The organism is Candidatus Krumholzibacteriota bacterium, assembly GCA_016932415.1.
Classification (GTDB): Bacteria; Krumholzibacteriota; Krumholzibacteriia; order Krumholzibacteriales; family Krumholzibacteriaceae; genus Krumholzibacterium.
This window is the reverse complement of record JAFGCX010000018.1, coordinates 1-23,207: the sequence shown is the minus strand read 5'-3', so window position 1 is coordinate 23,207 and position 23,207 is coordinate 1. Positions and strand designations below refer to the sequence as shown.

16 protein-coding genes are annotated in these 23,207 nt (G+C 41.7%); 2 read left to right on the top strand and 14 right to left on the bottom strand.

Translation table 11 applies throughout. The features are described 5' to 3' along the window. Nucleotide 1: 1 nt before the first annotated feature. The 11 genes from JW814_06725 to JW814_06675 form a co-directional block, all read right to left on the bottom strand. Nucleotides 2-1,288 carry a hypothetical protein gene (locus JW814_06725; GenBank protein ID MBN2071138.1) on the bottom strand — a complete coding sequence of 429 codons (1,287 nt, stop codon included), beginning with the start codon at nt 1,286-1,288 and terminating at the stop codon, nt 2-4. Nucleotides 1,289-1,317: 29 nt separating this feature from the next. Then, complete coding sequence (locus tag JW814_06720; GenBank protein MBN2071137.1) at nt 1,318-2,154, bottom strand: DUF4384 domain-containing protein; 837 nt, start codon at nt 2,152-2,154, stop codon at nt 1,318-1,320. Between the two features lie 24 nt (nt 2,155-2,178). Further along, nucleotides 2,179-3,336 carry an S-layer homology domain-containing protein gene (locus JW814_06715; GenBank protein ID MBN2071136.1) on the bottom strand — a complete coding sequence of 386 codons (1,158 nt, stop codon included), beginning with the start codon at nt 3,334-3,336 and terminating at the stop codon, nt 2,179-2,181. Between the two features lie 61 nt (nt 3,337-3,397). After that, nucleotides 3,398-4,369 carry a hypothetical protein gene (locus JW814_06710; GenBank protein ID MBN2071135.1) on the bottom strand — a complete coding sequence of 324 codons (972 nt, stop codon included), beginning with the start codon at nt 4,367-4,369 and terminating at the stop codon, nt 3,398-3,400. Between the two features lie 100 nt (nt 4,370-4,469). Next, nucleotides 4,470-5,348 carry a tetratricopeptide repeat protein gene (locus tag JW814_06705; GenBank protein ID MBN2071134.1) on the bottom strand — a complete coding sequence of 293 codons (879 nt, stop codon included), beginning with the start codon at nt 5,346-5,348 and terminating at the stop codon, nt 4,470-4,472. A gap of 40 nt (nt 5,349-5,388) precedes the next feature. Next, nucleotides 5,389-6,534 carry an N-acetylmuramoyl-L-alanine amidase gene (locus tag JW814_06700; protein MBN2071133.1) on the bottom strand — a complete coding sequence of 382 codons (1,146 nt, stop codon included), beginning with the start codon at nt 6,532-6,534 and terminating at the stop codon, nt 5,389-5,391. Nucleotides 6,535-6,581: 47 nt separating this feature from the next. After that, complete coding sequence (locus JW814_06695; GenBank protein ID MBN2071132.1) at nt 6,582-8,114, bottom strand: SpoIID/LytB domain-containing protein; 1,533 nt, start codon at nt 8,112-8,114, stop codon at nt 6,582-6,584. An 11-nt stretch (nt 8,115-8,125) separates the two neighbouring features. Then, nucleotides 8,126-8,863, bottom strand: coding sequence for a hypothetical protein (locus tag JW814_06690; protein MBN2071131.1), 738 nt, complete (start codon nt 8,861-8,863; stop codon nt 8,126-8,128). Between the two features lie 68 nt (nt 8,864-8,931). Continuing rightward, nucleotides 8,932-10,200, bottom strand: a complete 1,269-nt coding sequence (locus JW814_06685) for a hypothetical protein (protein MBN2071130.1) — start codon at nt 10,198-10,200, stop codon at nt 8,932-8,934. A 269-nt stretch (nt 10,201-10,469) separates the two neighbouring features. After that, entirely contained in the window at nt 10,470-13,157 is a 2,688-nt protein-coding gene (locus JW814_06680; protein MBN2071129.1) for a caspase family protein, read from the bottom strand. A gap of 132 nt (nt 13,158-13,289) precedes the next feature. Further along, complete coding sequence (locus tag JW814_06675) at nt 13,290-13,628, bottom strand: hypothetical protein (GenBank protein MBN2071128.1); 339 nt, start codon at nt 13,626-13,628, stop codon at nt 13,290-13,292. A 364-nt stretch (nt 13,629-13,992) separates the two neighbouring features. Here JW814_06675 and JW814_06670 point away from each other — a divergent pair, with 364 nt between their 5' ends. Continuing rightward, nucleotides 13,993-16,458 carry a DNRLRE domain-containing protein gene (locus tag JW814_06670; GenBank protein ID MBN2071127.1) on the top strand — a complete coding sequence of 822 codons (2,466 nt, stop codon included), beginning with the start codon at nt 13,993-13,995 and terminating at the stop codon, nt 16,456-16,458. Between the two features lie 139 nt (nt 16,459-16,597). Further along, a complete protein-coding gene (locus tag JW814_06665) occupies nt 16,598-17,062 on the top strand; it encodes a hypothetical protein (GenBank protein MBN2071126.1) in 465 nt (154 codons plus the stop codon). Nucleotides 17,063-17,098: 36 nt separating this feature from the next. Here JW814_06665 and JW814_06660 read toward each other — a convergent pair whose 3' ends face one another. From JW814_06660 to JW814_06650, 3 genes are all read right to left on the bottom strand, one after another. Continuing rightward, nucleotides 17,099-19,138 carry a right-handed parallel beta-helix repeat-containing protein gene (locus JW814_06660; protein MBN2071125.1) on the bottom strand — a complete coding sequence of 680 codons (2,040 nt, stop codon included), beginning with the start codon at nt 19,136-19,138 and terminating at the stop codon, nt 17,099-17,101. 368 nt (nt 19,139-19,506) lie between these two features. Continuing rightward, entirely contained in the window at nt 19,507-20,724 is a 1,218-nt protein-coding gene (locus tag JW814_06655) for an ATP-binding protein (protein ID MBN2071124.1), read from the bottom strand. Nucleotides 20,725-21,060: 336 nt separating this feature from the next. After that, a partial coding sequence (locus JW814_06650) for a T9SS type A sorting domain-containing protein (GenBank protein ID MBN2071123.1) occupies nt 21,061-23,207 on the bottom strand: 2,147 nt, incomplete at its 5' end.

Here is a 23,207-nt window from a genome sequence, read left to right as displayed (position 1 = left end):
GCTAAATGTTAAATCCAACAAACGACAATTTTACTCCAAAACTGAAACCACTGACCTGAATATTCTTATACTCCAACCATTCTGAGTCCAGGTTTTTATAATCAGGATTCTCTGAAGTTCCCATATTTACTTGCCAATCATCTCCAGCGCCAGTATAAAAATAACCCGCAAAAAACAAAATTGAAAAACTATCATTTAAACGAAGCGTAATGCCAGGCTCGGCACGAAAATATCCCTGAGCGTTTGACTTAGTTATTCCTGAGTTATCAATACCATCACCATAATCACCTTCAGGCCTGCTGTAGTTTTGGCTTCCTAGAAATAAAGCTCCTCCTCCAAAAGATATTGACGCTGAAAGCTCGTCAAATATTAAATATCTGGCAAGCGTTACTGATCCATCAAATATTACTGTATTCATATCGTTTATTTTCAGATAGCCTCCACCCAATCGTACCTGGCTCCCATGCATATCAAAGTCTGTCACAAATGAAACCATAAAAGCGTTTGCATCCGATAATTCATCGACTCTATTTCCTGTTACTTCTTTATAAATCTGCCCGGGCTTCCATAGAACCGGGACTCTAAGATATTCCAGTCCGAACCCGTATTTGGTTAAAAACTGTCTTGTTTGAACTGTATTTCCTATTTCGATCAAACCGCCACCTTTTACCACTTTTGCTGTTGTAAAATCATCAGTGGTATTTAATATTTGAACTACAGCTACTTTCTCCGAATTCATATTTAATACATCACAGTACACCCCCTTATTCAATCCAGCCTTATTGTCTCTATCCAGGTATATTGTGTTATCTTCAATATCAACTACGTTGGCGCTGATAGGAAAAGCCCACAAACATATTTTTGAAAATGCTGATGCCAGAGCCTCTATAGATTTATTATAGGCTATTTGTTTATTGGGTCCACTCCCGGTTCCAAGAATTCCCAACGCCTCTTTCACTTTTTCTTTTTTATCCTCAGCAACACCTGTTATCAACAAATTAGCATTTATTGTGTAAGATACTGAATTTCTGCGCTGCCCCTTTTTTGGTTTAAATACATAAACTTTTATAATTCTCTCTGTCATTATGTCCTGAGAAAAGTTTAGGGTATAATTATTATCCAGTAAATTCTTTAACTCAACTTTTAGATTCGATATTAATTTCGCATCTCCTTTTTCAAACATTATAGTCACAACTGGTTTCGAATATTTATATCCTGGTTCTTGAGCATCAACGCTGGAAACAAATAATATGTTCACCAAAATTATAATGATAGATCTCAATTTCATCTAATACCTTTCATATTGAAGTACTATTTTTAATTTTTTTTGATGCTGTATGCCTCAACATTTTCAGTGCGCATATCCCGGTCTATCCCCATAAGCCAGGAAACATATCTCGCTCTGCTGACCTCGGGGCCAGATATCTTGTCTCCATCGACTTCAGGCTTGGAAAATATCGGTATTTTTATATCCGCTTTGGTAGCGACTATTAGCATCGCCTCACTGGTCTCTTCTCTGTTTTCGAACGGTTGCAGAACAATATCAAAGTTTTCATTCCCTGGAATTGTCAGAATATCTCCTTCAAGAAGTTTATTTTCGAGCTGAAGCTGGTTTGGGAATATCAGATGCATTTCACCGTTTTCCAGAATATTTATTACATGGACGTAGCAATCCCTGCTGGACTGAATATTTAATACCAGTTTTTCTCCTTCCCTAAAGAAAGCATTGTTTAACCCTGTTTTCAATTGAAACCCGGGGTCCCGTTTATCGCTGTCACATTGAACCTCAACAACAGCTTCGACATAACAGTAATATTCAGTTTTGCCGTAATCACTGGTTTTGGCAATGATCGTATCAACGATTTCTTTAAAACCTGTTACCTTCCCTTCGGAAACTGCTTCAATGAGATCAGCAACCAGGATCCCCTTATTACTGAGGGTCGTACTTATAAGATTGGCCCCGCACAATTCTTCCATTGCGTCGCGCTTTATTTGATTTTTTGCGCGATCTCTGGCCTGATCCGCTGTCCATCCGGCAATGGGATACTGCGACTGCAATCTGGTCCTGAGGATCTCGGATCCCCCGCAAAACGCGTCTTTTGATGTTATTATCAACACGAATAAAGCTGCCCACAAAATATGGTGCTTTTTCATACTTATATCCTCTTGTCAGAACATTTAGAAAACCGTTCTAAGTTGATCCTGGATCGCCTTGATAATCAGCAGCGCGTCAGCGCCGCTCACCGCGTCGCCAGGATGAAATGAGTTATCTTTAAGACCTGTCTTCATTATTCCCTTTTCGGTACATACCCGAATAGCGTTAAAGGCAAAATGTGCTGAACCGACATCGGGGAAAGGGCTGGTCTGGCCGATATACTTTGTCGAAAGGTTTTCATCGACAATAAGCTTGTCCAGTATGTCCTCCACTACGAGAGCATACTCCGCGCGAGTCAGGGTTTCATCCGGCCTGAAATTACCGTCGGGATACTCATTGAGGCCTCTTATGCCAACATTCAGGATGGATTCAATGTAGTTTTTCGCCCAGTGTCCTTCTATATCAGATGGTGCAAATCTACCATCGAAATTACCAGGTTTCGAAGAATCTGGATCTCCGGGTTCTATAAAATCTGTATTGTGCTTCTCCCCCGCTTCTCTTCTCAACAATTCAACAAGCTTTAACTCTTCGATAAAAAGAACCGCCGTTTCTCCTCGTGTTATCTTGTCAACAAGGCCTATTTTCATACCTATTTTACTGCCTGGGGCTGCTCTCTTAATTTTTGTTATTTTTTCAAGCTCCAGGTTCGCTTCCTTCTCCAGCCCCCTTTTCAGATCAAGGACCCTGCTGAATGATTTCTCCGCTTCGTTGAGATCGTAAGCGCCTTCGTGCACCTTGCCCTCGGTAAAATAAGCCGCTGCGCTTTCAGGATTTTTCTCAAATGCCTTATCGATATCCTTCAAGGCGTTTTCGTACCAGTCATCATCCTGAAAAGCCGCTCTTATCTCGGCTCTTGCTATATATGCTTCGACGCAATTCTTATCCGCCTTCATGGCCTTGCTCAAATATTCAAATGCTTCTTTTCTGTTTCCAGCTTGTTTTTCCACCAGCGCCATGCCGACATACGGCAGAGGGGTTGCCCTGTTCAAACCGATGCCTCTTTCAAATTCCCACCTGGCTTTATCTATATCCCCCGCTTTCAGCTCTCGCATACCCTGGTTGTAATGGCTTGTGGCAGAATCGAATTCACTCTCCGGGACAATCGGTTTTTTCGCGCACCCTACAGACAGGCTCACAATAAGGATAAGCACAAGTGGAAAAGTCATTATATATCTTTTCATGACGACTACCTCTCTGCGATCAGTATCGTTACCTCAAGATCATTTAATTCGATCTGTAACTTCAATCGAGGACAAAAACAACCCTGCATTTGTCGAGAAATTTCTCTTCTTTATTTGCGCTAGCTATCAACTCCGCATCCTTATCACCGACGACCGCCCAATCACTGCTTAGACCTGATACCATGACCGGCTTGATTACGAGAGGATTATCTCCGATCCGGTCCTTCTGAAGGTTTTTTGCCGAAGTTACATCGCTGGCGTACCCGGCAAGACCGTGGTTTAGAAGCCATAGCCTGTTGACCTTCAAGCTCCCGTACACTTCTTTTTGGTCTTCAGTTATGATTCTTGGTGAAACCGAGGGCCTGCCTTTCAAGCCAGTGCAATCTACAATCAGACCTGTGTAAGTGTCATCCTTGATCGAAGGATTTATTTCCTTTACAGGCCTTATTTTTTCCATGTCATAAGATTGAATCGGCGTAACCTCGCGTTCCTTTGTCTCGATCTCATTAATTTTGTCATAGAGTGATACTGTGAATCCAGACAGGGACATTTTCATCCAAATATAGACCTTGATACCGCCTTTTTCATCTTTTTCTATGACCGGTTTGCCGACTTCCCTTGCGCCTGATATGGCCCCTTTACCCTGAACCTGAATGTAATCACTTTCCAGCATCTGTTTGTTTGCAGTACTACTATATGTCATGGCTACGATTCCAGTTGCTTCATGAAGATTTCTCATGGCGTCGAGCTTTGCAGCTCTCTTTGCCTCGACCTCCATCTGAACGGGGTATTTGCCGCCATCTGGGGTAGCAACCCCTACTCCCTGTACAACGATTTCCCCCCGAGTCCAGTTAAAATATGCATTATCACCAGTTCCATGATTGTCACCGATTGATCTTCTTTCTACCAGCTCTCCACTTGGATCCTTTTCAGCGTCCCACCATACCTCGTCCTGAGCATTTGGTGTTGAATAAGCTATTGCAAGTGCTACTATCAGAATTACCAAAGCACCTGACCTTGAAAAGATCTTCATCACCCGACTCCTTTGTTAAAGTTTATTATCTACAGCCGCATTTGAAATCATATAACACGCATTTACTGCGCAGTCCATGTTTTTAGCATAACCTGATATGTTATTTATATTTAGCAACATTATGCTTTGCTTCCTTATTTCCGGGGTCGTATTTGAGCACCTCCTTCCAGTAATGAAGTGCCTTATTCTTTGAACATTTTTCCAGTTCCTTCCAGGCGAGATCGTTGTATGCCCAGGCAATATTATAAATCGCACCTATATTGCCCCGATTGACTCTCAACATCTCCTTCCAAAAACCTATCGCTTCATCGGTATTACCAAGATTCAGACTTATCCACCCCAGTCCGTCATAGGCCCCGGTATAGTCGGGGTCTATCTCCAGAGTCCTCCGGTATTCAAGGATTGCATTTTTAAAAAGCCCCATACTGTGATAAGACTCTGCCAGACGGAAGTGTGTAGTTGCTTCGCTTGAATTCAACTCCCTAGATCTCTCAAGTTCATCTATCGACTTCTCGTATTGATGACGGAATTGGTATATAGCGCCCAGAAAATAATGGGCGTTGGCGTCAGAAGGATCAAGTTTCAGAATACTATCGAATTGGCTCTCAGCAGAGGAAAGATCACCTTTCTCCAGATTAAGTATCCCTTTCCATAACCTGCTGAAACAATCTTCCGGATCTCTTGTCTGTACCTGCGAAAATATCCTCATCGCCTCATCATTTTTATTCTGCTTGAGATAGATTACTCCCAGCTGGTTCATCGCATAGATATTGCCGGGTTCAAGCTTCAGGATATTCTCGAATACTTCCTCCGCTTTTGAAAAATTACCGTTGAAATGATAGCTGTTCCCCTGAACGAGAAGATCATTCAACGACTGAGCTCCAACGATACTGAACGATGAGGCCAGGCTTAAAGAGATTACTATGGCTACAGCTATTTTTCTGGAATTGCTTTTAATCGATAAATTCAAGATGTTCATCAACTCGAATACCCCCGGGACAAACATAAATATCGACAACTTAATCCAAACTGAGATTTTTCAGTATTTTTGCGATTTCTCTCGCCATTTTTTCCCGGGATTTTTCCTTCCCCAGAAACTCTTCTTCTTCGTAATTGCTTATAAACGCGACCTCAACAAGCACTGACGGCATCTTTGCCTTCCTTAGAACAAAAAAGTTGGCAGACTGCGATCCTCTGACTTTTACGCCAACATCAGAAGGGAAAAGGGAGATCATTCTATCGCATGTATACCTGCTGTCTTCCCAGAGTTTTCCCCTGCCAGCTTTGAATACTATTTCCTCTATATTCACCATCCCGGATTCGGCTCTGGAATAACTCTCCTCTTCGAAAGAAATATTCTCTCTCCTGGCGACCTCCGAAGCTTCCTTTGATGATGCTTTTTCTGAACAGTAATAAACTTCGAATCCCCTGGCACTTCTGTTTTCACTGGCATTAGCGTGTATGCTTACAAAAAGGTCCGCCCGGTATTTATTCGCTATCACCGTACGTGACGATAGCGGTATATAATAATCGTCTCTTCTGGTCAAAAAGGATTGAATCGTCGTTTCATCGTTAATGATCCTGTTTACCCTTTTTGCTATGTCGAGAACTACATCTTTTTCCTTCAATCCCCCTTTACCCACAGCTCCTGGGTCAAACCCGCCATGTCCCGGATCTATTACTACTCGCCTTATTCTGCTTCCCGCTTTTCTTCCTGCCAGTTTTTCGCGGTATTGTCGTATTTCCCTTTCCGCTTCTATTTCAAGGATGCTCTTCTCTGCCGGTTTTTGAGGTTTATCGACTTTTTTTGTATAAAAAATATATCCGCCTCGTTTTGAATCATAGCTTCCGCCAGTGATTTCATAATCCCCTGAATGTATAAGTTCCATTACGACAACGCCAGGTTTCATCTGCTTCACATTCGCAGATTCGAAACCATCTCTTTCGATCCTGTATTTCTCCCCTCCATGAAATATTACAGCATTGCGGAAGTATATCGAATAGATCCCGGCTTTCTGAATAACATGTGTCTGTGTTTCGCTATCGGTCGGTAAAAGCACTGCTGTGTGCTTGTCCACCTCTCCTACCTTTAGAGGCATAACTCTTGTCAGAGGAGTATCTGCATAACAATTGAAAGCTGCTGCCAGCAAAAATACTGATATCAATAAATAATTCCGCACGGTTTTCATAAAACCACTCCGTAGATCTGTATTTAATAATAAAGCCGCTTCAATGATGTGCCTGGATAATAAAATCCCAGGATTTCCCTGTAGTCGAAACCATTATCAGCCATATTTTTTGCGCCATATTGACTCAATCCCACTCCATGCCCGAAGCCGCGGCCTTCTATCCTGATACCATTCTTTATCCGATTATATTCAAATAAAGTACTTTTTATTTTTAACGGATCAATAGCCAATCGAAAACGATTACCGCCTATCTTCCTGTTTTTATCACAAGTTACCAACACCAGCTCGTTAATCCTTCCTGATGGCGAACTGTTGCTTGTCCGGATATTCTTTATTCTGCCATTAAGTCCCATCTTCTTTTCGATTTCCTTATCTGTTATTTCGCACGACCATTCCACCGGCTCGCCAGTAATAGAGTGCTCGTCCTTGAAACCTGAAAGATAAGGAAGATCCGTGCCCCAGACATCTCTGTCATCCTCAACATATCCCCCGCTGTTCGAATGGTAATATGTGAGAGCTGGTTTTCCCTCATAGGATACTATGATGCCTCGAGTATCGTCTACTGCTTCATCGCTTGACATCTTTTCAGAAGAAACCCCGCCGTAGACCTGTGAACCCGTCGTGGAGTATACATCATATGAATACCCTTTGCGTTTGGAAATCTGAAAAAGAGTATACGTCCTGGCGATGATAGCCTGTGCCGCCAGGGCCTCTACGGGCCATGACGCTGGCATTTCCGAAGGGACTACTCCTTTGAGATACTTTTCCAACGGAAGCAGGTTGATAATAGCCAACCCGTTTTTCTCTACTGTAACTTTGACATTTCCAATATATTCCTTCCTTTTGAACTGAACAGGCTTTTCGCTTTCGGACACTAAAATTATGGATGAAACCCCCAGATCTGAGTCCATCAGCCTTATCGTATTTCTATCTGTTAGGGATAATTCCATCAAAGCGCCGGAAGGAACTTCAGCAATCGTTTTTTTACTATCTTCCCCCTTTATTATGAGTTTTCCGCTGGAAGACACCTTCAAATATCTTTCTTTTTCGACGATCAACACCCTGACAGTTTCTTCAGTATCCGCAAATGACACTGCTTCCCTCTCCGCTGGGTTTCTACCTCCCTCCAACCTTTTAAGAAAAAACCTGGCATTAGGCGCCCTGGGACTGGAAGGGTATTCCCGTAAAAGTCGCTTCAGGATGTTTTTACCATCGGTTAAACTACCCTGCTTAAGTTTTATAAGGGAAAGGTTATACAAAGCATCGTCTCTGAACTGTGAGTCGCTGAATTGATCGATCAATATCCTGTAATACTTCTCCGCCGATTTCTCATCTCCAAGGAATATATTATATAAATCGGCGACCTGTTCGATCGCTTCATCACACCCGGTTTCAGTTTCCCTGTTGATAGTCAGATATGCGTCAATAGCTTCCAGATAGCGTCCCCGCGAGAAATACGCTTCTGCCTCCGCCAAGGTAGTTGATGACGATGAAGATTGAAAACCGGCAACCAAAATTACCGCAGTTACTATAAAAATAGTTTTCTTCTGATGCAACTCATTATCCATTAAGGAGTCAAACCCTGTAACAGATCGTAAAGCATAAAATTGAAATAAAGCTTTATCGCCAAAAAGACCAGAACGAGGACAAACAACACAATAAATCCCGGTTTTCTTATTATTTCAGACAATTGATGAATATTTCCGAGAAGAATCCAGGATACTACAAACAGGATTTCCAGAAAGGAAATCCCAATCATAATATTTTTTGCGTTATTATAGATTTCGTACTTCCAGTGCTCGTCAAGCCAGTCGAGCAATTGCCTTGTTTCCTTGTAATAGGGGCTTCCGGGAGTAATCCTGCTGAGATATTCTGCTGAGTTTTTCGGATCCCTGAGGTTGAAAAATAGTTTGCCTAGCATGTAATTCGCCTGCTCTACCATTTTATTATCGGGATAATCATCAATGAATTTTTTATACTCTCTCGCCGCGGCAGGATAGTCCTTAGCCAGAAGACCGTATATGCCGGCGATCTGCCATTGGATGTTGGCCCTGACGCTTTCTTCTTTTTCTATTTTTGAAGCTTTTTTCAACATCTCAACGGCGCAATTGAAATCGTCCGCCATAAGACAACTATCCGCTATCAAAACGTAGCTGTTGTCCCGGGAACGATCTGAGATCTCATTTTCTATGGAAATTTGCCCCACGGTAATTCCCGGAAAATTTAATATTACAAACAGCATAATGGAGATCCAAAAGAACGGGATCATTACGGGAATATTTTTAAATCCTTTTTTTACCAGCATGTTATCCTCCAGACCAACAAGATGCGCAGCTATTTATTTATCAATTAATTAGTTATGCCCGCTTACCACTATTTTTCATACCCCGTCCCGAATATGGAAAACATGACACCAAAATGAAATCCACTTACCTTGAATGAATCATATTTTACCCATTCCGAGTTGAGTTCAACGCGCTCTTTACCAATTGACCAATCTGATCCATCACCTGTGTAAAAATATCCGCCGAACAGCGATATCGAATACATCTCATTAAAAAACAGACTTATTCCTGGTTCAGCGCGGAAATACCATTGATAATTATTGTTAGATGTTCCCTGATCATTAAAATCATCATCATAATCACCGGCAGGACGAGCATACTTTTGAGCGGGTATCTTGAAAACTCCACCACCTGCTTCAAGAAATACTGACATCCTATCAAAAAGTAAAAAGTGAGCTTGCGATGCGGAAACATCAAAGATCCATGTTTTCATATCCCCTAAACTTAATAATCCGCCACCAAATTTTATTCGGTTCCCTTGGAGAGAATACTGCCACATAGTAGATAGCATCAATGCCTGGGCATGATCTATCTTACTGATCTCATCTCCAGTCTGCGCTTCATATACGCTTCCCTCTTTGACATCAACAGGTATCCTCATGTACTCGAGGACAAATCCATATTTATCTATAAACTGCCTGGTTTCGGCAGTATATCCTATATTTACAGAGCTTTTCCCTTTGACTATTTTGCCTGTAGCGTGATCTTCGGCAATTTTGTCGATCTTAATTACTGCCGTTTTTTCCCCATTAAAATCCAGTATGTCACAGTATGTCCCTGGCTCAATACCACTCTTCTGGCCCCGGTCCAGGTATACGATGTCATTATCTAAATCGATAACATTTGCTTTAACCGGAAGCGCGAACCTGCAAATCTTCGCAATTTGCTCAACAGTTTTTGTAACAATTTCGGCGTACGAATTATCATTATTATATTTATTCGATGTTTCACTGATTGAAAAATGAGGATTGGAGATCTCATCGGCTCCTGAAACATGGACCTTTGCCTCTACTTGCCATACGTGTTGATTCGAAGCATTGACTTCATGTTTTATTTTCATTTCTGTAACTTTGACACATTTTTTTTCCAACAGACATTCGTCTACAAAAACCAATGAGTAACGGGAAGCGAGATTTGACTTTAACTCCCTTGCTAGAGAATCCTTGAACTCAACATTATTCGTTTTTATGCAAATCGCCAATTCCGGTCTTGTGTATTTATAACCGGCTTCCTGGGAATATGCGGAGGAGTAAAACACGAAACTAAACAGAAAAATCGAGATGGGCAACAATCTCATTTAACCTGCCTCCTTACTGGTAAATATTTTAATATCACACAGGAACTGGCACCTTAAATAGAATGTCTTTGAAAACGAATCAACACTATACGATATTCCGTTTTTAGTCAACTAAATATTACATTGCGGATAAAGAGACCGGGAATTGACAGGAGGATATAATAGCTATTCAGAATCGATTTCTTACATAAATAAGTAATAATATCTTTGACTTATATTGGAGAACGACGTTATATATCCTACAATGTGGGCGATTGATGGACATCCTTTCAATATTCAACCAACAGATAATCCATTTCGTCAGATATCAGAACAGGTGTTTGTTCCCGATCCAGCTGACCGGCTATTTTCTGAACGTTCGGTTTGATATAACTAAAAATCTCACTGACGGTTATCTTATTGTCCCTGTTCAAATCCGCAGGCCCCTGAAGACCTTTCAAAAGAAAGTAGGTAAAAATCCCATGTCTTTTATCAGGGTCCCCGCTGCTGATCTCTACACCGCTGGCCGCTGACATAACAGTTATGTCACCAAAAGTTTCAGGCCGCTCTACTTTGATGAATGCCGGCCTGGCGTCTGCCAGCAGCATTTCACTTTCACGATTTTGACCGCTGAAGCAGGCATCTAAAAATACTACTACCGCTTTGGATTTAATGCTGTTCAGGGTTTCGTACATTTTACTCAACGCAAATCCTGTGGTTGCGTAATTGGGGTCTATATCGTACGGAATCAAGTAAGGAGTCCCCTCTTTTATGCTTGGAGCGCCATGACCACAATAATAGATAAAGATTTCAGTATCGACGGTCGAGCGTTTGGCAATCCACCCTTCCCTGTCAAATATTTTTTCGAATTCTCCGGAAGTTGCCCCATCATTCATGAGATAGTAAATGTTTCGATCCGGAATCCCCAATACCTTCTCGGTATAATTATAAAACGCTCCGGCATCCCTTTCGGCATACGTAACTTTTGGAGCGTATTTATAATTTTCGATGCCGATGATTATAGCCAGTCCATTTTGGCGTCTTGTTTTTGATGTGAGAGGAGGATCATCGATGTCGGATTTTGATACTTCAGCAATCTTTTTAAACTCCGGTTTTGGCAGGTCTATTGATGCCACTCTGGTTTCGACTATATTCGGAGTGCGAATGTTCATTTTCAAACCCAGATCAATTGTTTTTCCATAGTCTCCTTTTGACTCAGTGATCTCGATTTTTACTGGGATGTCTTCTTTGGTAAATCTCCTGTTGGTATAAAAATAGAAATTAACCGATTTATAATCACCTGGGGCGATATCACCGAGAACCGTTACATTGCCGTTGTCCGGGCATGTAAAATTACGGTCCTGCTCCCCTGCTCGTATGGAAACCTTTACATTTTCAGCCTCACCGGAGCCAAAGTTCTGAACGAATGCGGTAACAACAACGCTCTCATTCGGCTCGATGATTGAATTGCCGTTTCCGTAGGAGCCCGTACTCTCGTTATCAGAATCGTTTATGGCAACTTTTTCAATTCGGAGGTCTGGAGGATTAAAAGTCCTTGTTTCAAAACTAATCCGGGCCGGATCCGCGTCAAACCCAAATTCTTCCACTACCTGTATCCTGAAAACCCTTGAATCGGTAATTACTCTACCTGAGGCGGTCACTAAAAAACTGATTTCCTTGGATTCTTTTGGTTTGATAGAATCCACCGTTTTTAACGATTCATAAGAAAGGTTCTCTGCAGAACTCAATGAAGACAATGATATTTTGATGTTTTGAGCAACTCCGCGGCCATTGTTGATCAGTCGAAATCGTATTTCACCCTTTTCATAACCATCCAAAGCATTATTCCCAGAAGGTTCGACAAACATCACATCCTCAATGTAAAGATCTGCCGGAAAGACAGGCTGACTATAATGGGCTTCTGTGTCTAAGTTAATAGATGTTTCGGCTGAAGTTTTACCCCCGGCGATGGCCTCAATCATCAAGGAAGCAACTCCTCTTTCTAGCTGTTCAGTCCCTGATATAACATAATCGACCTTTTCCACAACACCTGGTTGAATGCTTTTGATTGTCCTTGCATCGCCAAGCACCACATTGGGATTGTCGCATTTAAAGGATATCCTGACATTTTCCGCGATGCCTTGACCGGCATTCATTGCTCTCACCGATACTTGAATTGTCTGACCAGCTTTTAACTTTGGATTTTGAGGCATGGTGGATAAAACAAGCTTGATAGGATAGGGATCTTTAACCGGTGCACCTGACGACACCAGATGAGCACCATGAATTGTCCCATCGTTTCCGTTTCCACTAATATCCTCGATCGTTCCCCCTGGTCCAATACTATTGAAATTGTAATAAGCAATCAGTCCTGCCTCGTTGCCTTTCAGTTCTCTTTGCATAATCGATTTTATTTCATCTCCTGAAAGTGAGCGCTTCCAGATTGATAATTCATCAATTTGTCCATTAAACCCGTAATTTCCGCCCGCGTTTTTGCAGCCTGTAGGTTCACTGCCTATGAATGTGCATCCCGCCCTACCAACAATTGTTCCTGAAGCTGCCATTTCCCCTTTATATTCTCCGTCAACGTATACCCTCACTGCAGACCCATCATAAGTAACAGCAACGTGCGACCATCGTCGCGAGCGAACGTACGCTCCTTCGAACAATAACTTATTTTTCTTTTTCACTCTCAGGTCTGCAAAAACGAACCCATTATTTATTCTTAGTGCATATCCTTTGTTGTCGGTATTTGAAATTACCGTTGGCCCAAAAGTCCCGCCTGATTGTTTTTCTGGTTTTAGATATACGCAAATGGTAAATCGATCCTGACTGGCAGTCAAAGCTCCAGATTGAATACTTATGAATTCGCTTGATTTATTAAATTCGACTGCCTTGCCTGCTCCCTTGGCACTGGTGGAAGTTGACCAAAGTCCAATGGTGATAACTATCATAACCATTTTCGATATTATTTTCATCGATCCATCCCCCAACTGTTTTTTGGAATATTAAATCCACTTTGAGACGCTCATTGTATGGCTAATTTTTATTTTCGTCAATTTAATATAAATTGACTGATTTGTTTCAATATTTTCGATTTTAAGAAGGAGCTAATTCTGTTCTTTTCCATTCAACACATCTGCAATATACTTATCTGAAAATATAATCACAAAACACTGCCCATCAGCAACAACCTGAACCAGCATATTGGACGCATTTTTTGCGCTGACACCAAACGCTATCAAATCACCTCTAGGGTAAAAATTATACCTATCGATATTTTTATTCAACATACCCCACATCGTACCCATATGCATGTCATTACTCAAGAGATCCTGGATCATCCTTCTAATAACATCCTTAAACCAGGGCTTATGCTCCGGCGGTATGGTTCTGTCGTAGTAATATTCTATTCTATCGGGTTTTTCTTCCTTGTTTCGTTTTGACAATCTCCGTTTTCCCTTCGATTTCCACGAAACTGTCTGAAATCCATTTTGCAATAATGTGAAAGAAATTATCCCACAAAATACTCGAATTCTAAATGATATTTTTTATCAACCGTAACCATCTTGTTTGTTATTCTTTAACATGAACTAAAATATTAAGTTACTACTATATTCTGTATTAATTCCTTACCCGTTAACTGATGCTTCCTCTAAACTAAATTTCTTGTAGTTACTTCTATTTTACCGTAGCATTCTTTCTGGTTAACTTGAAAACTACCAACTGCCTCGAATTTATCGACGCTAAAACAAATGAGAGATTCTGAGGATGTTCGTTGCCGACTTATAACTTGAGAGGGTGGTTTCAAAGATGAGACTTGTTATCCTGATGATTTTATTATCCCTTATTTCTTCACCAGGCTTAGCAGCCTGGGAAACAATGTCCATTATAGATAATACATGTCACAGAGATTGGGATAACCTTTGTGGTGAAGGAAATAACGAGAACGGGCTCGAAATTATAAGAGTCGGAACGAGAGAAAAAATCAACAGAACCGCAAGAGGAGTAATCAAATTTGATCTCACAGGATTTAAATTTGATGAAAACAATAGATGCGTTTTACAGCTGTATTTAAGCAGTGAATCAGAATATATGACAAATATTTTCTATGTTTCACAAATAACAGAAGATTGGGATACCGATGAAATGACATGGTGTGAAAGGGTAAATGGGGTTAAATGGTCTGTAGATGGCGTTGCGTTTGATATAAAAAGATCGGTATCACTTGAAATTGCATCTGTCTACGGGAAAAAAGGTTTTGGGGACAGAGAGGGTTGGTACCAGTGGGACGTCACAGAAATTGTAAAAAATTGGATTCTAGCTGGAGAATCTAATTATGGTTTTTGTATCTGGCAGAAACCACAATTTAGTCATGATCGTAACCAGGAACTTGCTTTTATCAGTCGAGAACACTCACAGGGTTCGGTTTATGGCCCTAAATTATTATCCTATAGTGAAGAATTGGACAGCAATAAAATTAAAAATGAGGAGATTGATAAGGAAAGATTAAGGGCATATATTATGTCTTTGCCGCAGGATAAACAGATGAAGATCATTCAGAAGTTTCAGAGCATAAAATCAGAGGATGAGTCAAAGAGGTATGCCTTAGAGCTTATGGCTCAAGCCACTGATGCCGGATTTATCACTGAAAATGCCCGGAAGCCTGTGCAAAAACACCCTCCCAGTTTGTCAATCGATTTAAAGTTCCAGGATCAATCCGCTGATAATATTCTGAGTGCCGAGGAATCAGGAATAATGTCAGTAAAGGTGACAAATATTGGTCTTGGAAATGCGCACAACGTAGAAATCAAGGTCATTCCTGAAAATATAATTCAAGACTTAATATTCAAACCATCCAAACCAATCGATAATATCAATGCCGGCGAAACAGTTGATCTTGTAATAAACCTGGATGCTGGAATCAACATTCCCACTACAACTGTACGAATAATGGTTCAGGCAGTAGAGTCAAAAGGATTTGATTCTGACCCTGTTTACTTGTCTTTTATTACTGAAGCTTTAAAACCACCCTCGCTGGTCGTTTCTGATATTGGGATAGACGATGCAAATTCAAATGGCAAAATAGAAGCGGGAGAAGTGGTAGAAGTTACCATAAGAATATCTAATCTTGGAGCTGGTGCAGCTAAAAATACCTCGGCTTTAATAATCATGGATGGTAAAGATCTTTTTCCTGTCAAACCGTTAAGTTTTGAATTAAACAACTTGAACCCAGGGGAATACAAGGATTTTGTATTCTCTTTTTATACAAACAAACGATACAGCCGCCAGGAAATCCCTTTTATCGTAAAGCTCGATGAACAAAGCGGAAAATTCAGTGCGGAAGAAAAAAGAACACTGGCATTTAATAAAAAAGAGCAAACTACAAGAGAAATAAATATTGCTGCTGCAAGGAAATCAAAGAATGAAACAATAATTGTTCCTCCAGGATTATTGATTGATGTGGATGAGAAGATACCCAACACAAAAATGAATAATCCTCGCGGAATAGCAGTCGTAATCGGAAACAGAAACTACGAAAATGATGTACCTGACGTTGATTATGCAATCAGGGACGCGGAAATAATTAAAGACTATCTTGTAAAAACGATGGGATACAAACCCGGAAATATCATCTTCCGATCAGATGCAACCCTGGCTGATTTTCAATCAATATTCGGAACTGCTGATAATCGAGAGGGCATACTATACGATTTCGTAAAACCTGGCAAATCTGACGTCTTTGTTTATTATTCAGGGCACGGAGCTCCAGATCGTGACTCTGATAATGCATATATATTACCGGTTAATTGTGATCCGAGAGTAGTTAAGTTAAATGCCTATCCATTACACTTGCTTTATTCAAACGTATCCAAGGTGAAAGCAAAATCGGTTATTATAGTAATTGACGCCTGTTTCAGCGGAGAATCGGACGGGGGAATGATCGATGACGGATTGAGCGCGGCAGTTATTCAACTAAAAATGAAGCCAGTTAGCATCAATAACAATATGGTGGTATTTACAAGTACCGATAATCAATATCCAAGCTGCTGGTACCATGACAAAAAACACAGCCTATTCACCTATTTTTTCCTGAAAGCCCTTCAAGGGGATGGTGATAATAACAGAGATGGACAATTGACTGTGGAAGAAATATTCAAATATGTATCGGATGATTCAGAAGGAGTGCCATATTATTCAAGAAGGTTAAAAAGTTTCACGCAAAGACCTTGTTTAATTGGAGAAAACAAATCAAAAATTATCATAGAATATAGGTAAATCGATGATTTCGGTGATTAACTGATTCTGTTAGGGCAAGTTGCATAAAGAAATTCATTTGAGGAAAGGAGAATTTTAAAGTGTGCCGGTTTTTACTAAAGACTCAATAATAGATCCAATATCGAAAAGGAGCAGAAACATGAAAGATCAAATTGATGAAATCATAGAGAAGGGGCTTAGCTATAACCTTGACATGAATGAGATCGGCACCACCTTTTCTCTGATCTTATGGTACGCGATTGCCTGGGCAGACGGTAAGATTCAGGAAGCAGAGGCAGATCTAATCAATGATCTAACTATTGGTGCGGGATTGATGATATCTGACAAAGGTAAAATATTCTTAAATGAAGTTTCGGATTACTTTAAAACTCAAAAACCTACCGACGATTCTCTCAATATGGTTCTCGATATTATCAGCGAAAACGACGAACTCCCCGGGGAAATCAAACTTTTGACTGTGGCAAGTCTTTTTGGAATTGCCAACGCTCACGGAGGCCTTTTTTCAAAGATTTGCAGAGATGAAGATTCAATGCTTAGAAACGTCTGTGAAAAACTGGATGTCGATTACAATGAAGCCAGGAAAATGGGAGAGGAAATTTCATGAAACAATGAATAATTGTCCGGGCGGGATAGAACAACATCATCTCAAGAGAACCATTTTTTTTGTCAGCACTTTCTTCCCGGCTCTTAACTTGTACAGGTAGATCCCGGAACTGATTTCAGCGCCTCTGCTGTTTATCCCATTCCAGAAATATTCCTTACTGCCCTTATCCTGTATCTCACTTACAAGGGTTTTTATCTTCTTTCCAGAGACATCAAATATTTCAAGAGACACCATGCTCTTCTCGGGGAGGTAATATCTTATCTTTGTTTCCGGATTAAAGGGATTTGGATAATTCTGATATAGAACCAATGGAATGGATGGCGTTGCTATCAGGTCGGTTTCAAAGAGGAGGCTCGGAAGACCATCATCGTTTATCTCCACCCTGTATCGATAGCTGCTTCCAGGGTCAATATCTTTGTCATGAATTGTATATGTCAATCCTTCTTTCGTAATTCCGGGGTTTTCCATCACTGAATAAAACTCTGCTGGAGATTTCGCTCGAAAAATTTTGAATTCTTCCTCGCCATACTGTTCTGACAATTTCCATTCTATGATGATCGCCTCTTTATCAAATGATGCGGAATGAGATTGCAGCAAGGCAGAGACAAAGTAGCAATCTACTCCGAGAGCTCCGATCAGGCCGCAATCGGTATACTCGGGATGATTGCCCGGCGCGCATGGGGATTCGGCATGGATTGAATAGACTTTGCCGCCGGGATCGCAGAAGATCGGGTCTGCCGAGATATTACCGCTTATTCCGGTCTGGTCGGTTAAATATCCGCCATAGTTATCCGCTTCATTGTCGTACACGTCGCAGCATTGGACAAGAGGGAGGCTGGTAGAATCCGCCGTGAAAATCGCGCTGCAATTCTCGCCGGTATCAAAATGATTGCCGGCGATGATACATTTTTCAATCACCGGGGAACTGCTGTTTTCGCATAATATTACGGCATGGCCCGAATTTACCATCGTGGTATTTGTTATCGTGTTGCCTGTAATATATGGAGAAGAATTAACACAATGAATACCTGAACAGTCACCACTTGAAAGACTCCCTGATATAATGTTACCGGTTATTAATGGGCTTGAATTTTCACAGTAAATACCCGGGCTGCCTTCCATACTCTCGATATATGAAATTGAATTATTTCCTATTGTAGTGGTTGAATCCAGATCTGTACAATATATGCCTGCAGCGTGATATATCCCGCCGAAATATTTTACTTCATTTCCATGTATATAATGCGAGCCGCCAGTCAGACTTATCCCTCTATTACCTCCACGGGACAGGATGTTGTTTTCAATCGTAGTCGTCGCTCCTATCACCTCGATCCCTGCCCCAGGCGATGGCGGGATATATTCGTATCGATCAGAAACTTCAATATTAATTTTCTCACAATAAGGATGGATTATTTCATTATCGATGATGGAGTAAGACCCATATGTTACGAATATGCCCCATCTTCCCCATTCAGTACTGTTTCCGATTATTTCAACGCAGGAACTGTCGCATTGGATACAGGGTGAATAATCATTACCGGCAAAAGAATTATTCAATATCGTCGAACTGTCGTTAAGGCTCTTTATGCAAATACCCCCATTTTCAGAAGCTCTCAACTCATTTTCGCAGATCATCGCCGAACTGTTTTCACAGTATATGCATGCTTCATATGTATTGTTATGAATACGATTTCCAGTTATTTTAGGTGATGAGGAATCGATCGATATCGTATTCCCCCAAACTGACTCAATAAATAAGCCCTGAACAATCGAAGTGCTGTCTTCGCCACTATGAAAATTGAAGGCGGAAGTCAGAAAACCGAAGACAGTCGTACTGTCCGGGCCGGCTTCTGAGGTCACCACGATCGATTTCCCCTTAAAATCAATATCCATATTCCCTGGATCCGTATAATAGCCGGGAGCGATCAGAACAGTATCGGCGCTGCTGCATGAATCGATTCCAGCCTGGATCGTCGGAGCGTCGCCGCTCCCATCATCTCTGATATGCCATACCCTGGCTGAAAGGCTTGAAGACAGCACGGCAATGGCGATCATAGAACAGATAATTCTTAACATTTCATTTCCCCTGGTAGTCTGCAGAAAACCCGAAGCCGCATAATGCCATTAAGCACTAACTGGCATTGTATCACAAAGTTACAGATTTGTCAACCAGGCCAAAGCTGATTATGCCCCGTCAGTTTCCTCAAACTAATTCTTCTACTTTGTTATTACTACAGTTACTGGTTATTCGTAAGGAATTGAGAAAACTGAAGGGAAGTTTTGATTTAATGCAAAGGAGTGTCGCCCGGGAGATAAATGGTCGGGGTGACTGGATGATCTTTCCCTGTTAATCAAGCATCCTAATGTTTCGTTCAATGCGGAAAAATCAACCTCGTTGAACTTAGGCATGATAGCATCTGGTGGCCCCTTGCTGAGACAGATGTTCAGGGCAGCCTTGCCAGCCATTGCCAGGCCGGTGCGATTAAGAGCTTCTGTCCATCTTTCTTCAGGAGTCTGAACTCGTCACCGTTATTGACAAGCTGCACTGCCGGGATCTTGAGATGCTTCTGAAACCTGACAAGATCGGCGGAAGCCTGCGTATCGGACAGCTTGGTTTCGACCAGCAACATCGGCTTTCTTCCGTCAGCGATAAGGAAATCCACTTCCCGTTTTTCCTTGTCCCGCAAGAAATGCAGCGTAAAATCACCATACCCGATATCGTTCCAGCTGGAGACCGCTCTCAGCAGTTCCATCGCGATCATGTTCTCGAATCTCGAGGCCGGATCGTCGATCAGAGCATAATTAAAAAGATATACCTTCGTCTCCTTCCGGATCGCCCTTACTATTTTAGGGGTCCACGTCGGTATGCTGAACAACATGTAGAAACGCTGAAGAACGCTAATCCAGCTCTTCACTGTGTTGTAGGCGACCTGCAAATCCCGTGAGAGCGAGCTGATGGAGAGCGGGCTTCCCGCCTTGGAAGGAAGCAGTGAATACAGTATCTCGATATCATCTGCCGACCTCATTTCGGTCAGATCCCTAATATCTTCACGGATAAGCGTCCTGGAATACGCGTTCGACCACCGGCGGAAAGTCGTCGCTTTCGCGGCCAGATACGGCTCCGGGAATCCGCTGAACTTCCCGAGCCTGTGCCATAGGGCTTCCAGCTCGTCCGATCCCTTCGTCTCGACGCCGAGAGGATCTCTTATGAATTTTTTAAAAGACGTACTCCTGTCTGCCAGTTCAGCCAGCGTAAGGGGCCACAGATGAAAATGAAGATACCTTCCCGCAAGCGAATCTCCACCTCTCTGGTATATATCCATCCGGCCGCTGCCCATGACAAGGAACAGGAACTCCTCGTGAAAAGTGTCATATGAACCTTTGAGATAGTTTTTCCAATGTCGGTATTTGTGGATCTCATCGAACATGACTATGGGAATCGAATCATCCTTTCTCGGTATTTCCTGAAAGAAATAGGGATTCTCTATAAGCTTCGCCTTATTGGGAGGAGCATCCCAGTTGAAGTAAAGGCTGCTCGTATAGTCATCCGCGATCATCTTGCCCAGTGTCGTCTTTCCCGACTGGCGGGGACCGCTCAGCAGGATCATATGCTTCTCGGCAGACAACTGCCGCCAGATCGACAGGTATAAATCTCTTTTCAACATGGTATCATGTTTGCATGCAACTGAAAATTAGTCAAGACTATTTTTCAACAGGCAGAAAAATTATGTGCCTCGTTGAGTGGCTGTTTTCAAGGCGAAAGGTCAGTGACCCTCTCTCTTTCGAGGTCAATTGTCCGATTAAGTCTTAACTAATCCAAAGTATCTCTCCAGGATGTATCGGATCCATCTTTTTAGCTATAATTATTCTCCTAATGATAATCTACGATCAGAACATTGACCTAGCCCCCATGCTTTATATGTCCATCAGATTGTGCTGTTTTGTATAATTTCCTGGAATGATACTCAAGCCATTTGAAGAAAGAATCAGATTATGAATTATCTGACTAACACCATCCGTTTTGTCTCAGTATAACTGCCTGCCTGGATCCGGTAGAAGTATACACCCGATGCCATTGGAGTTCCATTATCGTTTTGACCCAACCATTGTACAACGTGATGTCCTGCTCCCTTAGATCTATTTAATAGAGTAGATACATGTTTACCATCAACTGAGAACACATCAATTCGTACATGTGCGGGATAAGGCAAGTTGAAATTAATCGTTGTTGATGGATTGAAAGGGTTAGGAACATTCTGTCCTAAAGCAAAGATCAGAGGCGTATTTTCTACATCAACTACTGTCGAGTTTGCGGAGATGCTTTTGGGCGTACTCCAGCCGTTGTCGTTATCCTTAATCCAAGCGAAAAAGCGAAGCATTCCTGGTGGTTGGTCGATAAGAGACCCTGTCCACGACCAACCATCGGCTCCGTTCTCATCATCACCCAGCTTTGTATCCTGTTCTGGGTCGAATATAGAATTCTTGTCAATATCGAAATAGAATTCAGCTAGCACAATCTGGCCATCGGAATCCGTGAGATCGTGAGCAATAAGAGTAAATTCTTGCCCCCCCTCCAAACTGCCATCAGAGATCGAGAGGCTTTCGAATTGAGGGGGAATGTTTTGAATAGTGTTCATCGTTGAAAGTGCAGAACTGCCAACTACACTTCCCTGAGCATTTACGTCAATTGCATAAGCATAATATTGATAATCACCAGCAGACAGATTGGATGTAGGAATCTCAAGAGACCAGCCTCCATCCGCTGATAGATCCTCGCCAAGGAATAAATCGGTGACTTCAGTGACTTGAAGACCCTCAATTTCATTATTCTCGCGCCAGAATTGGACAGCGTTCACTGCAGATGTCCCGGCATTTACATTTGCGGATAATATAAGCATTTCAGGTCTTGTTAGTGGATCGGGTGAATCGCTCACCGTTATCACTACTGGTGGTTCAGGGGGCAATATTGTCACAAGGCCTGGAGACGAAGAGTAACACGGTTCGTGTTCGCCATCAACAATCTCGCCCATTATATAGTAAGCTCCCGGTGATACGCCATCTGTCTCCCAATCATGTGTGCACAGAGATCCATTGGAATCTGTAAGCCCAGAAATGATAGTTGTCCCTCCCCAATACAGATTCACGGTCGCATCATCATCACTGTCATTATCATACCAGGATATAGTTATATCAGTGCCAGCAACAACCTGGATGTCTGCGTCTGGTTGCTGAATCTCTATCCATGGCAAGATATCCATATTGCCATATTGATGTATAAGGACAGGATAGTCTGATGCTGTCGATGGATATATCATCGGGTGACTTGCTTTATATATTAATAATAAATAAGGGGGAAGATTTGACATATAATCAAATACATATGAATGAATTTCGTTAAAATCTACATCGAGATCGCTGTTATCATCTGAATATCCTGCAAGCGCCTTTCGCAAACAATACCCAAATGGGGTTGAGTCCATTCCCAACTCCCAAGTTGTTACCGAAGTAGCTTCATCAGCTTCACTTGAGCTGAGAACGTAGTATGTAATTCGGTGAGCATCGAATGTGTTTAGCCACTCAATCCACCCACCTGAGTTACATACATTTATAGCTAAAATACAGGTTGCTCCGTACGGAAGATTTGTGTCCAAGAAATTATACAACTCAGCACGTGAAAAATAATCGCTATTTTGGAGAAATAATCCACCATAGTCATCACTGCTATCATTGCCATGTCCAGTGTGTTGGAACATCAAAATGTCATCTGCATCCATTCCGGCTGCAGCATTATTTATCGCACCCTCGATAGCAGATTGTGTTGCCATTGGCGGATATACTAAGAACATATTTTCCACAAACCAATGACTAGGTCCAGATTCCAAGATAGTTGCCGCCAAGTTGTCAATATCATCAGTAATTAATTCGAATTGATATGGTCGAGAGTGATTATCTGTTCCTGTGATAACTGCTTTGTATGTTCTTATACCATCACCAACCCCCAGGCAACTAATCCACATATCTTGGCAATCCCATCCGCTATTAATTTCGCACCCGGTGACTTCATAAACATCATCCCAATCATCACGATTACGGACAGAACCTAAAAGTTCATATTTCCCGGGTAGTGCGTTTGCTGGAATAGAGA